At 67.3% G+C, this 13,956-nt stretch carries 12 protein-coding genes; 6 read left to right on the top strand and 6 right to left on the bottom strand.

The features are described from left to right. Window positions 1-18: 18 nt before the first annotated feature. Window positions 19-1,098 carry a YeiH family protein gene (locus tag KXV01_RS17385; RefSeq protein WP_164284527.1) on the top strand — a complete coding sequence of 360 codons (1,080 nt, stop codon included), beginning with the start codon at window positions 19-21 and terminating at the stop codon, window positions 1,096-1,098. A 153-nt stretch (window positions 1,099-1,251) separates the two neighbouring features. After that, window positions 1,252-2,628: an ATP-dependent RNA helicase DbpA gene (gene dbpA / locus KXV01_RS17380; protein ID WP_100477951.1), complete on the top strand. Its 1,377-nt coding sequence runs from the start codon at window positions 1,252-1,254 to the stop codon at window positions 2,626-2,628. Window positions 2,629-2,720: 92 nt separating this feature from the next. Here the strand turns inward: dbpA and KXV01_RS17375 are convergent, their stop codons facing one another. The 4 genes from KXV01_RS17375 to KXV01_RS17360 form a co-directional block, all read right to left on the bottom strand. After that, complete coding sequence (locus tag KXV01_RS17375; RefSeq protein ID WP_262222908.1) at window positions 2,721-3,257, bottom strand: adenine phosphoribosyltransferase; 537 nt, start codon at window positions 3,255-3,257, stop codon at window positions 2,721-2,723. Between the two features lie 636 nt (window positions 3,258-3,893). Then, the gene (locus KXV01_RS17370) at window positions 3,894-5,459 is read right to left on the bottom strand and encodes a YdiU family protein (RefSeq protein ID WP_263467969.1); all 1,566 of its coding nucleotides are present in this window, start codon (window positions 5,457-5,459) and stop codon (window positions 3,894-3,896) included. Between the two features lie 32 nt (window positions 5,460-5,491). Then, window positions 5,492-6,181: a glutathione S-transferase gene (locus KXV01_RS17365; protein ID WP_263467968.1), complete on the bottom strand. Its 690-nt coding sequence runs from the start codon at window positions 6,179-6,181 to the stop codon at window positions 5,492-5,494. A 186-nt stretch (window positions 6,182-6,367) separates the two neighbouring features. Further along, on the bottom strand, window positions 6,368-6,577 hold the full coding sequence (locus KXV01_RS17360) for a cold-shock protein (protein ID WP_005416210.1): 210 nt from the start codon (window positions 6,575-6,577) through the stop codon (window positions 6,368-6,370). A 302-nt stretch (window positions 6,578-6,879) separates the two neighbouring features. Here KXV01_RS17360 and KXV01_RS17355 point away from each other — a divergent pair, with 302 nt between their 5' ends. Beyond that, a complete protein-coding gene (locus KXV01_RS17355; protein ID WP_049436089.1) occupies window positions 6,880-7,368 on the top strand; it encodes a YaiI/YqxD family protein in 489 nt (162 codons plus the stop codon). A 13-nt stretch (window positions 7,369-7,381) separates the two neighbouring features. Here KXV01_RS17355 and KXV01_RS17350 read toward each other — a convergent pair whose 3' ends face one another. Continuing rightward, window positions 7,382-8,251 (bottom strand): pseudouridine synthase, encoded by an 870-nt coding sequence (locus KXV01_RS17350; protein ID WP_111097300.1) that lies wholly within the window; start codon window positions 8,249-8,251, stop codon window positions 7,382-7,384. Between the two features lie 124 nt (window positions 8,252-8,375). On the opposite strand from KXV01_RS17350, the gene KXV01_RS17345 reads away from it, so the two are divergent. The 3 genes from KXV01_RS17345 to KXV01_RS17335 all read left to right on the top strand — a co-directional run bounded on the left by KXV01_RS17345 (window position 8,376) and on the right by KXV01_RS17335 (window position 12,266). Next, entirely contained in the window at window positions 8,376-8,924 is a 549-nt protein-coding gene (locus KXV01_RS17345; protein ID WP_014036873.1) for a YaeQ family protein, read from the top strand. Then, window positions 8,921-10,105: an NAD(P)/FAD-dependent oxidoreductase gene (locus KXV01_RS17340; protein WP_164284562.1), complete on the top strand. Its 1,185-nt coding sequence runs from the start codon at window positions 8,921-8,923 to the stop codon at window positions 10,103-10,105. Before KXV01_RS17345 ends, KXV01_RS17340 begins: the two co-directional genes overlap by 4 nt. 91 nt (window positions 10,106-10,196) lie before the next feature. Next, the gene (locus tag KXV01_RS17335) at window positions 10,197-12,266 is read left to right on the top strand and encodes an EAL domain-containing protein (protein WP_099487759.1); all 2,070 of its coding nucleotides are present in this window, start codon (window positions 10,197-10,199) and stop codon (window positions 12,264-12,266) included. Between the two features lie 107 nt (window positions 12,267-12,373). On the opposite strand, the gene fabV is transcribed toward KXV01_RS17335, so the two are convergent. Then, the gene (gene fabV / locus KXV01_RS17330) at window positions 12,374-13,633 is read right to left on the bottom strand and encodes an enoyl-ACP reductase FabV (RefSeq protein ID WP_164284559.1); all 1,260 of its coding nucleotides are present in this window, start codon (window positions 13,631-13,633) and stop codon (window positions 12,374-12,376) included. Window positions 13,634-13,956: the final 323 nt, after the last annotated feature.

Below are 13,956 nucleotides of genomic sequence, written 5' to 3'. Positions count from 1 at the left end.
CTACAGCCCTGCCCTGCCATGAACGCCCCCGCTCTCTCTTCCTGGTCCCTGCCCGCCCTGCGCCAACGTTGGCAGCCGCGCCTGCCCGGCCTGCTGCTGGTGGGTCTGATCGCGGCGGCGTCGCTGTACCTGGCCGAGCTTCCCTGGTTGCAGGCGCACGGCCTGAGTGCACTGACCGTCGCCATCGTGGCCGGCATCGTGGTCGGCAACACCCTCTACCCGCGGCTGGCGCCGAGCAGCGCGGCCGGTGTCGGCTTCTCCAAGCACTGGCTGCTGCGTGCCGGCATTGTGCTGTACGGCCTGCGCCTGACCTTCCAGGACATCGGCCATGTCGGCGTCAGCGGCGTGCTGATGGACGTGCTGGTGGTCGCCAGCACCTTCGGCCTGGCCTGCTGGCTGGGCGTGCGTGTGTTCAGGATGGAACACGAGGCGGCAATGCTGATCGGCGCCGGCAGCGCGATCTGCGGTGCGGCAGCCGTGATGGCCGCCGAACCGGTGGTGCGCGGCCGCGCTGCGCAGGTCACTGTCGCGGTTTCTACCGTCGTGGTGTTCGGCACGCTGGCGATGTTCCTGTACCCGGCGCTGTATGCGCTGGTGCAGTCGCACGGCTGGCTGGCGATGGACGCGCGGCAGTACGGCCTGTTCACTGGTGCGACGGTGCACGAAGTGGCGCAGGTGGTGGCCGCCGGCCGCGCGGTCAGCGAAGCCGCCGCCGATACCGCGGTGATCACCAAGATGGTGCGGGTGATGCTGCTGGCGCCGTTCCTGGTCGTGTTGTCGTTGTGGCTGGCGCGTGGCGGCAAGGCCAGCGCCGACGGCAGCAAGGCGCGCATCGTAGTGCCGTGGTTCGCGTTCGGTTTCGTGGCAGTGGCCGGTTTCAATTCACTGCACCTGCTGCCGGCCGGCCTGCAGGCGGGGCTGGTGCAGTTGGATACCGTGCTGCTGGCGATGGCGATGGCCGCGCTGGGCCTGACCACCCATGTCTCGGCGCTGCGCCAGGCCGGCCTGAAACCACTGCTGCTGGCGCTGATCCTGTTCGCCTGGCTGCTGTTCGGTGGCCTGGCGATCCACCAGGGTGTGTTGGCGGTGCTGGGCTGAGCAGGCGCGTACCGACCTGGGTCGGCGCCCACCAGAAGATCCACGCCATGCGGGGATGACGGCACCAATTGGGGTCAGAGCCCTTTCCTGCGGAAAGAGATCCGACCCCACCCTATTAGACGGGACCGGCCACGCGGGCGGGTACAATGCGCCATGACTGACTTCTCGACCCTGCCGCTGAACCCGGCCCTGCAGCCCGGCCTGGACGCCCTCGGCTACACCACCCTCACCCCCGTGCAGGCGCAGAGCCTGCCGGCCATCCTCGATGGCCACGATGTGATCGCACAGGCGCCGACCGGCAGCGGCAAGACCGCCGCCTTCGGGCTGGGCCTGCTGCAGTCCATCGACCCCAGCCTGATCCGCGTGCAGGCGCTGGTCCTGTGCCCGACCCGCGAACTCGCCGACCAGGTCGGCAAGCAGATCCGCAAGCTGGCCACCGGCATTCCCAACCTGAAGCTGTTGCTGCTGGTGGGTGGCGTGCCGCTGGGCCCGCAGCTGGCCTCGCTGGAAGGCCACGACCCGCACGTGGTGGTGGGTACGCCCGGCCGCGTGCAGGAGCTGGCACGCAAGCGCGCGCTGAATCTTGGCGCGGTGCGCACGCTGGTGCTGGACGAGGCCGACCGCATGCTCGACATGGGCTTCGAGGAGCCCATCCGCGAGATCGCCGGCCGCACCCACAGGGATCGCCAGAGCCTGCTGTTCTCCGCCACCTTCCCCGACAGCATCCGCGCCATGGCGCGTGACCTGCTGCGCGACGCGGTGGAGGTGACCGTGGAAGGCGCCGACCAGGCACCGGCCATCCGCCACCTGTTCTGTGAGGTGGAACCGGCGCATCGCCAGAAGGCGCTGGCCGGCCTGCTGCTGAAGTACACGCCGGAATCGGCGGTGGTGTTCTGCAACACCCGCAAGGACGTGGACGAAGTGGCCAACTCGCTGCAGCAGTTCGGCTTCTCCGCACTCGCCCTGCACGGCGACATGGAGCAGCGCGACCGTGAGGAAGTGCTGTTGCTGCTGGCCAACCGCAGCTGCAACGTGCTGGTCGCCAGCGACGTCGCCGCGCGCGGCCTGGACGTGGAAGAGCTGGCGGCGGTGATCAACTACGAACTGCCGACCGACGTGGAGAGCTACCAGCACCGCGTGGGCCGTACCGGGCGCGCCGGTGCCAGCGGCCTGGCGATCAGCCTGGTGGCCGGCCGCGAGAAGACCCGCGCCGAAGCCATCGAAGCGCAGATGGGTCAGCCACTGGACTGGCAGAAGACGCCGCTGGCGACCTCGCGCCCGGCCGAGTTGCCGCAGGCGGCGATGCGCACCCTGCGCATCGACGGCGGCAAGACCGACAAGCTGCGCCCGGGCGACATCCTCGGCGCACTGACCGGCGATGCCGGCCTGTCGAGCAAGTTCATCGGCAAGATCGCGATCTTCCCGACCCGCTCCTATGTGGCGATCGCGCGTGAGCAGGCCAACAAGGCCGTGGCCAAGCTGGAAGCCGGCAAGATCAAGGGCCGTCGTTTCCGCGTGCGGATGATGTGATTGACGCCGCGTTGCCAACCACGGTTGGCAACGACCGGCTCCCGGCCCTTCGCTCTGGTAGATGCCAACCCTGGTTGGCATTCACCCTTCGATCAGAACACCAGTTCGGTGTGCAGTGGCAAGCCCGCCTCCCAGCGGGCCCGGCCGCCGAGGCCGTCGAGCTCGACCAGCACGCCGGCACCGACCACGTCCACACCCAGGCGACGCACAAGCGACAGCGCCGCCACCAGCGTACCGCCGGTGGCCAGCACGTCATCGATGATCACCACGCGCGCGCCGGCCGGCAGCGCATCGGCATGCACTTCGATGCAGTCGCTGCGGTACTCGAGCGTGTATTCCTCGCGCAGCACCTGGCCGGGCAGCTTGCCTGGCTTGCGCACCGGCACGAAGCCGACGCCCAGCTCCAGTGCCATCGCGGCACCGAGGATGAAACCACGCGATTCGATGCCGACCACCGCGTCCAGCTTCTGGTCGCGCCAACGGTCGGCCATCGCCGTGATGGCACCGCGGAAGTCCTCGCTGTGGGCGAGCAGCGGCATGATGTCCTTGAAGAGGATGCCGGGCTTGGGGAAGTCGGCGATGTCGCGCAGGCGGGAGGCCCACTGCGGAGCGACGATGGCGTCGGTCATGTCACATTGGCTATCTGATGGCGGCATAGGGTACCTGTTCCGGGCGCCGCCTGCCTGTTGGGGGTCGGCCGGGCTGCGCCCGGCACCTGCGGTAGTGCCGGCCGCTGGCCGGCAACCTCAACAGCAACAGCAACGGCAACAGCGGGTTTCCTGTGGTATGGCGGGGTGGGCCCGATTGCGGGAGACGCCGTAAACCCATCCATGGGGGCTTGGCCGCGGCATCCATGCCGCGGACACTCCCGCAACCGGACCCACCCCGCCTTCGACAGATTTCTGCGATCTGTCGGGCAGCTCGTGGGGTCAGATCCGTTTTCCGAAGGGAAACGGATCTGACCCCTTTTTTGTGTATCGATATCTGACAGATTTCATCCACGCATGGCGTGGATCTACCGTGTCGACCAAGGTCGACACCTACCCACAGCCGCGGGAGTCTTTCGGAGGTGGGGCGGTGTGGGACTGCAGGACCGTTGGCGCCATGGATGGCGCCATCGAGCCCCCAGGGACGGGTTTACGGCGTGTCCTGCAGCCCCACACCGCCCCGCCAGACCATCAACAATCCAGAGCCGCTTTGGCTTTGGCTTTGGATTCGGCCCTTGCCTCTGCGGGTGCAGGGCGCGGCCCTGCCGAATCCCACCCTCAGGAACTGCAGGACAGCATCGAGCAGCCGGCACGGTTGTCGGCCCAGGCCGGGCGTTTGCCGGCGAAGTGTTCAAGCCCCGGGCGTTCGGTGTATGGGTCGCGCAGCACGTCCTGCAGCGCATGCACACCGCCGAGGTCGCCCTGCTCGGCAAGGTCGATCGCCTCCTGGGCCAGCCAGTTGCGCAGCACGTACAGCGGGTTGGCCGCTGCCATTTTCGCCAGGCGTTCGCGGGCCGACAGCGGATCGCTGCGCAGGCGCGCTGCGTAGCCCTGCAGCCATTGCTGCAACGGCGCCTGCACCGCCTGCTTGCGCGCCTCGTCGTAGTACACCGCGTCCAGAACCGTCGCGTCCGCTGCCGACGGGTCGATGCGCATCAGTGCACGCCAGGCCAGGGTCATGTCCATGGCGCCCTCCTGCATCAGCTGCTGCCAGCGCTGGTAGAGCTGCAGGTCGTCATCGTTGGCAGCAGCCAGCCCCAGCTTCGATGCAGCATCGCGACGCGTGCAGGCCACGAAGGTGGACTGGTAGGCCGCCAGGCCCGCCTGCAGCGGTGCGACATCGGCGAACAGCGGCGACAGCGCCTGCGCCAATCGGCTCAGGTTCCAGTACGCCACCTGCGGCTGGGTGCCGAAGCGGTAGCGGCGCCCCTGAGCATCGGTGGTGTTCGGCGTCCAGTCCGGATCGAAGTCCTCGACCCAGCCATAGGGGCCGTAATCCAGCGTCAGGCCGAGCACGGACAGGTTGTCGGTGTTCATCACGCCGTGCACGAAGCCGACACGCATCCAGTGCGCGATCATCTCGGCAGTGCGCACCGCGATCTGCGCGAACCAGTCGCCGTACAGGGCCTCGCCCTGCCCTTCAAGCTCGGGGAAATCACGGGCGATGCAGGTGTCCACCAGCTGTTGCAGCAAGGCAGTCTCGCCACGCGAGGCCGGCAGCTCGAACGAACCGAAACGCAGGAACGATGGCGACACCCGGCACACGATGGCGCCAGGCTCGGCACGCGGGTGGCCGTCATAGAACATGTCGCGCACCACCTCTTCGCCAGTGCCGACCAGCGACAACGCGCGCGTGGTCGGCACGCCCAGATGGTGCATCGCTTCGCTGCACAGGAACTCGCGGATCGACGAGCGCAGCACTGCCCGTCCATCGGCACCGCGCGAGTACGGCGTCGGCCCGGCCCCCTTCAGCTGCAGTTCCCAGTGTCGGCCATCGGGTGCCACCAGCTCGCCCAGCGAGATCGCACGCCCGTCGCCGAGCTGGCCGGCCCAGTGACCGAACTGATGGCCACCGTAATTGGCGGCCCATGGCTGCATGCCGGCGTACAGCGCATTGCCGCCGAACACCTGCGCGAAACCTTCGCTCTCGACGTCAGCGGCGTGGAAACCCAGCAGCGTGGCCACCTCCGGCGACCAGGCCAGCAGCGTGGGCGCCACCACCGGGGTCGGCATCACCGGCGACCAGGCCGCGCCCAGCACTTCGCGCCTGCGTGGGCCGGGTTCGGGGTCGCCCGGCAGGGCATGCAGCAGGCGGTTGTCGAAACGGGGGCTGTCGGTATCCATGCTGTTGAAGATGGGGGCGCCCGCCGCCGTCCTCAATTGCCGCTGAGCGCCTGCAGATGGCCGCCGTGAGCCTCGGCACGTTGGTAGGCCGGGCGCTCACCAATACGCTTGAGAAAGCCGCGCAGCGCCGGCTTGTCGTCGAGCCCACCACCGCGCGCGGCAGCAGCCTGGATCGGGAAGCTCATCTGGATGTCGGCCGCACTGAAGCGCTCGCCGGCAAACCATGGGCTTTCGGCCAGGCGGCGCTCCATCCAGTCCAGGTGCAGGCGCCGCTGCGGTCCAACGAAGCCCCGCTCGGCCTTGTCGGCAATGCTGCGTGCGATCGGGCGTGCGAAGAATGGCATGGGCGCATTACGGATGCGGCCCATCACCAGGGTCAGCAGCAGCGGCGGCATCGCCGAGCCTTCGGCGTAGTGCAGCCAGTAGCGGTACGCGATGCGTTCGGTGCCGTCGGCCGGCATCGGTGACGGCGACAGCTGGCGCTGCGCGTCGTAACGGTCAGCGAGGTAGTCGAGGATCGCACCGGACTCGGCCAGTACCAGCTCGCCATCCTGCAGCACAGGTGACTTGCCGAGCGGATGCACGTTACGCAGTTCCGGCGGCGCCAGCAGCGTCTTCGGATCGCGCGGATAGCGGCGCAGTTCGTAGTCCAGCCCCAGCTCCTCCAGCATCCACAGCACGCGCAGGGAACGGGAGTTTTCCAGGTGATGAACGATGCGCATGAGGGTGATCCTTGGGAAGGCCCCCATCGTACCGCGCGCAGTGCATGCCCTTTGTAGAGTCGAGCCATGCTCCACTGTCTTTGAGAACAGTCGAGCGTGGCTCGACTCTACAAAAAACAGCGGGCAATAAAAAACGCCGGAAGCTCTCGCTTCCGGCGTTCTGGCTACCCAACGGTAGCAGACGGATTAGACCGCCTGCACCTGGTCAGCCTGCATACCCTTCTGACCCTGGACGGCGATGAAGGTAACCTTCTGGCCTTCCTGCAGGGTCTTGAAGCCGGTGCCCTGGATCGCGCGGAAGTGCACGAACAGGTCCGGGCCGCTTTCCGGGGTGATGAAGCCGAAGCCCTTGGCGTCGTTGAACCACTTGACGGTGCCGGTCTGACGTTCAGACATTTTACTAACTCCTGAAACACATGTTGAAAAAAATCGCAGCCACCGGGTATCGGGGCCGAGACTGAGTTGCAGGCGTTGGTAAAGCGGATCGATGAGCGGATCGTGAGATCAACTGCACCAGGCCACGATTCACGGTGACCCTAGCAAACACAGTGGGTCGCACGATACGCGTGTTTTCTGCAAAAAGCGATAGCCCCGGCGTTCATCGGAACACCTCACCCGCTAGGCGTGACAAGGGCTGGCAGCCATTCGCGGCTAACCCCGAGCCCCCATTCAGGTTTTTCCTACCCTACACTGAGGAAATGACTGAAGCTGAAACCCCCGCTGAATACGCGCCCCCTCACATCTGGGTGGACGCGGACGCCTGTCCCACCGTCATTCGCGACATCCTGTTCCGCGCGGCTGAACGGGTGGGGATCGAACTGACCCTGGTCGCCAACCAGTGGATCCGCACCCCGCCCTCACGCTGGCTGCGCTCGATCCAGGTGCCGCAGGGGCTGGACGTGGCCGACAGCGCCATCGTCGAGCGGGTCGCCGCCGGAGACCTGGTGGTCACCCAGGACATACCGCTGGCCGCGCTGGTGCTGGAGAAGAAGGCCGTGGCGCTGAACCCGCGCGGCCAGCTGTACACCCCGAACAACATGGCCGAGCGGCTGTCGATGCGCAATTTCATGGAGGAACTGCGCGGCGCCGGGGTCCAGACCGGCGGACCGCCGCCCCTGGGACCCCGCGACCGGCAGTTGTTCGCCGCCGAGCTGGACCGCTGGCTGGCGCGACGCCCGGCCCGCTGAGCACCTGGCCGGCCTAAGCCGGAAGGCTCAGACTGCGGCCGCTGCTGAACGTCCGTCGTGCGCCACTCAACGGGTCGTCGAAGGCCAGGGCCCGCGCCAGCAGCTGCAGCGGTGACTCGGCCACGTCCAGTGGCCGCTGCCGAAGCTGCGGGTACAGGTCGTCACCCACGATCGGCGCCCCCAGCATGGCCATGTGCACGCGCAACTGATGCTTGCGGCCGGTTTCCGGCAGCAGCCGGTAGCGCCAGATCGGCCCTTCGGCCTCGATCAGCTCGATCCGGCTGCGCGCATTGGGTTCACCGGGCACTTCGGCCATGCGGAAGAACGGCTCGCCCGGCACCAGGCGGCTGTCCCGCTGCTGCGGAAACGCCCGCCCCGGCAGCGCCGGTGCCAGGGCCTCATAGGTCTTTTCGATGCGCCGCTCACGGAACAGTCGCTGGTAAGCATCGCGCGACGCACGCTGGGTCGAGAACAGCACCAACCCGGCCGTCAGCCGATCCAGCCGGTGCAGCGGCACCAGATCGGCATTGCCGGTGCGGGCGACCAGCCGCGCCAGCAGCGTCTCGCGCACATGCCCACCCGCCGGTGTCACCGGCAGGAAATGCGGCTTGTCGGCCACCAGAAGGTGCGCATCCAGATGGACGATGGTCTCGACAAAGGGAATCACCGGTTCGTCGGCCACCTCGCGGAAGTACTGGATGTCCAGCCCGACCTGCCAGGGCATGTCCGCAGCGAGCGCCCTGCCCTGCGCATCCAGCACACGGCCGCGCGCGAAGCGATCCTGCCATTGCGCGCGCGCGATGCGCGGGAATCGCGCACACAGGCCATCGAGCAGGCTGATCCAGGGGCCGGGCGGCAGCTGCAGCCGGCTGGGCAAGGTCATGGCGTCCACTCCGGCCACGGGAAAGAGCGCAAGAGTGCCACCGTTGACGGTGTGCAGACAGCCCGGCCACGGACACCCCCGGAGCAAACCTCTATCATTGTCCTCTTTAGTCCACGGACCCCCCATGGCTCTTACCGCCACCATCCGCAAGGCCGAACTGCAGATCAGCGACATGGATCGCGGCTACTACGCGACCCACAACCTGACCCTGGCCCAGCATCCGTCCGAGACCGACGAGCGCCTGATGGTGCGCCTGCTCGCCTTCGCGCTGAACGCCGGCGACCGCCTGGAGTTCGGCCGCGGCCTGAGCACCGATGACGAACCCGATCTTTGGGAACACGACTACACCGGCGACATCCTGCAGTGGATCGACCTGGGCCATCCGGACGAATCGCGCATCCGCAAGGCCAGCAACCGCAGCCGCCAGGTGCAGGTGGTCAACTATGGCGGCAACGCCTCGGAGATCTGGTGGGGCAAGCAGGGCAAGGGCCTGGCGCGCTTCGACAATCTTTCGGTGGTCGATCTGGACGGCGAATTCGTCGAGCGCTGGGGCCAGCAGATCCAGCGTGCCATGCGCTGGAGCGTGCTGATCCAGGACGGTGAAGTGCAGCTGCTCAACGACCAGATCCAGCTCGACGTGATCCCGAACTGGCGCAAGCGCGCCAAGGCATGAGCACCATCCGTTGCGATGTGGTGGTCATCGGGGCCGGCGCAGCCGGGCTGATGACCGCGATCACTGCCGGCCAGCGGGGCCGCCAGGTGCAGGTGATCGACCATGCCAACAAGGTCGGCAAGAAGATCCTGATGTCCGGTGGTGGCCGCTGCAACTTCACCAACACCGGCACCACCCCGGCCAACTTCCTGTCGGCCAACCCGCATTTCTGCAAGTCGGCGCTGGCCCGCTACACGCCCTGGCATTTCATCGAGCTGGTGCACAAGCACGGCATCGCCTATCACGAAAAGGAACTGGGGCAGCTGTTCTGCGATATCTCGTCCAAGCAGATCGTGAAGATGCTGGTGGACGAGTGCCAGGCGGCCGGCGTACAGATCCGTACCGACTGCAGCGTGCATCGCATCGAGCACGGCAGCGATGGTTTCCGCGTGCACACCACCCAGGGCCTGTTCCATTGCGCCTCGCTGGTGGTTGCCACCGGCGGCCTGTCGATTCCCAGCATGGGCGCCAGCGGCTTTGGCTATGAGGTGGCCCGCCAGTTCGGCCACCAGGTACTGCCGACCCGGGCCGGGCTGGTGCCGCTGACGCTCAGCGGCAAGCACCAGGAACGGCTGGCCGATCTCAGCGGCGTCGCTCTCCCCATCGAGGCGCGCTGCAACGGCAAGAGCTTCCAGAACTTCATGCTGCTGACCCATCGCGGCGTGAGCGGCCCGGCCATCCTGCAGATCTCTTCGTTCTGGCAGCCCGGCGATGCGCTGGAGCTGGACCTGTTGCCGGGCCAGGATGCCGGCGAGTGGCTGCGCCAGATGAAGCGCGACCGCCCCGCCGCCGAGCTGCGCACGGTACTGGGCGAGGTGCTGCCGAAGCGGCTGGCACAGCGGCTGTGCGAGCACTGGCTGCCCGACCGCCCCGTGCGCCAGCTGGACGAGCCGGTGCTGCGCCAGGCTGCGCAGCTGCTGGGCGCATTCCCGCTGGTGGCCAGCGGCACCGAAGGCTACCGCACCGCCGAGGTCACCCTGGGCGGCGTGGACACCGCCGAAGTGTCATCCTCGACGATGGAATCCAAGCGCGTCCCCGGCCTGCACTTCGTTGGCGAGGTGCTGGACGTGACCGGCTGGCTGGGCGGCTACAACTTCCAATGGGCCTGGGCCAGCGGCCACGCAGCGGGCGGCGTGGTGTGAACCACTTCGCCGTTCCATGCGCGCAAGGGGGACGCGCATGGACGGTTCGCCGCGCATCGTGTATCTAGATTCGCAGATTGGGGAGCAGTGCATGCAGAACGCGAACGACATCACCATCCGCCTGCTGATCGTCGATGACAGCGGCGAGAATGCCGAAGCCATCGTCAGCACCCTGCGCAACAGCGGCATCGCGGTACGCCCGTGGCGCCCACAGGATGCGGCCGAGCTGGCCCAGGTGCTGACCAGCCAGGCCATCGACCTGGTGCTGGCCTCGCCGTCGCAGGGCATTCCGCTGCAGCTGGCAGCCCAGCACATCGCCGCCAGCGGCAAGGACATCCCGCTGGTGCTGCTGGCCGAGCGCATCGACGAGGACGAACTGGTGCAGGCCAGCAGCCATGGCATCCGTGCCCTCGCCCTGCGCCAGCGCCCCGAGCACCTGCTCGCCGTGGTCCGCGACCAGTGGGTGGACCTGCAGGCACGCCGCGGCCTGCGCCGCATCGAGGCGCAGATGCGCGAGACCGAGCGCCGCTGCGACGCGCTGATCGCCTCATCGCGCGACCCGATCGCCTACGTGCATGAAGGCATGCACATCCGCGCCAACGACGCCTACCTGGAGATGTTCGGCTACGAGCATTTTGACGACATTGAAGGCATCTCGCTGCTGGACATGGTCGCCGCCCAGCACGTGGAGGGCTTCAAGCAGCTGCTGAAGGGCCTCAGCCGTGGCGAGGCGCCGCCGCCTCAGTACCAGCTCGACGCGCGCCACCAGGACGGCAGTGCGTTCCCGGCGACGATGGAATTTGCGGCGGCCACCTACGAGGGCGAGTCCTGCCTGCAGGTGGTGCTCCGCCGCCGCATGGAGTTCGACCCCGAACTGGCGCGCGAGGTCGAGGACCTGCGCCAGCGCGACCAGGTCACCGGCCTGCTCAATCGCCCGACCTTCATGCTGCAGCTGGAAAGCGCGGTGGCCCAGGCCGGGCGCAGCGAGGGCCAGTTCGGCCTGCTGCTGATCGAGCCGGACCACTACGCGCGCCTGCTGCCGGATATCGGCCTGGCCTCGGCCGACACCCTGATCGGCGCCCTCGCCGCCCTGCTGGCCGAAGTGGTTGGCGAGGACGCGCAACTGGCCCGTTTCGGCGAACACAATTTCGCCGTGCTGCAGGCCGGACCCTACGCACAGACCGTGGCGCTGGCCGAGCGCATCCGAGAAGCCTACGCCGCGCACGTCTTCAGCATCGGCGCACGCTCGGCCACGGTGACGGTCAGCATTGGTGGCGTGCAGGTCGGTGAGAAGATCGCCAGCATCGGCCAGGTGCTGGCGCGCGCCAGTGAATGCACCCAGGCTGCAGCCGAGCTGGGTAACACCTGCCGTATCTTCGACCCGGCTGCCGCCGACCGTGTCGAGGAAGAGCGTGTGCAGCGCTGGGTGGCGCGCATCCGCGAGGCGTTGGCCGGCGACGGTTTCCAGCTTCACTACCAGCCGGTGCTGAACCTGCAGGGCGAACCACTGGAACTGTACGAAGCCTATCTGCGCCTGGAAAACAACGGCGAGCTGCTGAGCCCGACGGCGTTCCTGGGCATCGCCGAGGAACACGGCCTGCTGGCCGACATCAACCGCTGGGTGGTCTCGCAGGCCATCGCGGTGCTGGGTGAACGCGCACGTGCGGGTCATGCCACCCAGGTGCTGGTGAAGGTCACGCCGGAATCGTTCGATGACCCACAGATGATCGCCAGCCTGCGCCGCGAGCTGCAGGCACAGGGCGTGCCCGGCGAACGGCTGTGGCTGCATGCACCCGAAGCGAAGGTGTTCACCCACCTGCGCAGCGCACAGCAGTTCCTTGCCGAAGTGGCCCCCTTGGGCTGCCGCATCGGCCTGGAGCAGTTCGGTTCCGGGCTGGACTCGTTCCAGCTGCTGGCCCACTTCCAGCCGCAGTTCCTCAAGCTGGACCGGGGCTTCACCAGCGACCTGGCCGCCACCCGCGAGAACATCGACCGCATCAGCCAGATCACCGCGCGTGCCCAGGAAGTGGGCATCCGCACCATTGCCGAATTCGTCAGCGATGCCAACTCGATGACGCTGCTGTTCAGTGCCGGCGTGGATTACGTGCAGGGCGACTTCGTGGGCCCGGCGTTGCCGGAGATGGGGTTCGAATTCGGGTAACCGAGGTAGTGCCGGTCGCTGGCCGGCAGCCTTTGGTACCCAGGGTTGCCGGCCAGCAGCCGGCACTACGCAAAGAGAAGGCCGGCTTTCGCCGGCCTTTTGCTTGATCAGGTCATGTCGACCAGGTTGCCGATCTTCACGTCCGGGTTGACGTCGGCCTCGTAGTCGACGCCCTCCACGCCAAAACCGAACAGACGCAGGAAGTCGGCCTTGTAACCGGCCAGGTCGCTGATCTCGTACAGGTTCTCGTTGGTCACCTGCGGCCACAGCGCGACCACTTTGCCCTGCACGTCCGCGGCCATTTCCTTGTAATCGGCGCGCAGGCGGCCTTCCTCATCGACCAGCGCAACGGTGTGGCCCTCGCCATCGACCAAATCGTGGCGCAGGCGATCGACCGCCGTGCCATCGGCCTTGCCGCCGTAAAGGATGTTGTACAGCACGTCGAGCTGTTCGATGCAGCCTTCGTGGGTGCCCTTTTCCTTCATCACCTTGAACAGCAGCGACAGGTACAGCGGCATGGTCGGAATGGCCGAGCTGGCCTGGGTCACCACGGCCTTCAGCACCGACACGCGCGCGTCGCCGCCGATTTTCGCCAGCTTTTCGCGCAGGCCCAGCACCTTGGTGTCCAGGTCCTTCTTGGCCGCGCCGATCGAGCCATTCCAGTAGATCGCCTGGGTGATCTCTTCGCCCACGTAGGTGAAGGCCGTGGTGGTACAACCATTGGCCAGCACGCCGGCATCGGCCAGCGCATCGATCCACATCTGCCAGTCCTCGCCGCCCATCACCGCGACGGTGCCGGCGATTTCTTCCGCAGTGGCCGGCTGCAGGGTGGTCTCGGTAATCACTTCCTTGTCGGTATCCAGCCCGCGCAGGGTGATCGGCTCGCCGATCGGCTTCAGCGTGGAGCTGATGATCTCGCCGGTCTTCGGGTGCTTGCGGCGCGGCGCGGCCAGGCTGTAGACAACCTGGTCGACCTGGCCCAGATCGGCCTTGATCATTTCGATGGTCTTCGCCTTCACTTCATCGGAGAAGGCATCGCCATTGATGCTCTTGGCGTACAGGCCGGCTTCGTCGGCGTACTTGTGGAACGCAGCCGAGTTGTACCAGCCCGCGGTACCCGGCTTGGTCTCGCTGCCCGGGCGTTCGAAGAAGATGCCGAGGGTGGCAGCACCACTGCCAAAGGCAGCGGTGATGCGTGCGGCCAGGCCGTAGCCGGTGGAGGCGCCGATCACCAGCACGCGCTTGGGACCGTTCTGGATCGGCGGGCGCGTACGGATGTAGTCGATCTGCTGCTTGACCGCGGCCTCGCAGCCGGTCGGGTGGGTGGTGACGCAGATGAAGCCGCGGACGCGCGGTTTGATGACCATGGATACCTCGGGTTGGCAGATGCGGCGCACGGGGGCGCTCAGCAGGAGTACGGGCGCGCACGCGCGAGAACCGCAGGATCGTAGTGCGCGGGGGAGGATTGCACAACCGACGCTGGCGTAGGGTGGGGTTTCTCTTTGCAGGGCTGCGCCCTGCACCCGCTAAAAGCCAGTGCCGAAGCAACAGCAAAAGCTGGTTTCCTGCGGGTCGGCGGGGTGGATCCGGCTGAGGGGGACGCTGCAAGTACGTCCATGTAAGCTCGGTCGCCGCATCCATGCGGCTCACGCCCCCTCAACCGGACCCACCCCGCCTTCGACAGTTTTCC

The organism is Stenotrophomonas sp. Ps181 (assembly GCF_025697425.1).
Lineage (GTDB): Bacteria > Pseudomonadota > Gammaproteobacteria > Xanthomonadales > Xanthomonadaceae > Stenotrophomonas > Stenotrophomonas sepilia.
The sequence above is the reverse complement of the archived record's forward strand: the minus strand, read 5'-3'. Positions and strand labels throughout refer to the sequence as shown.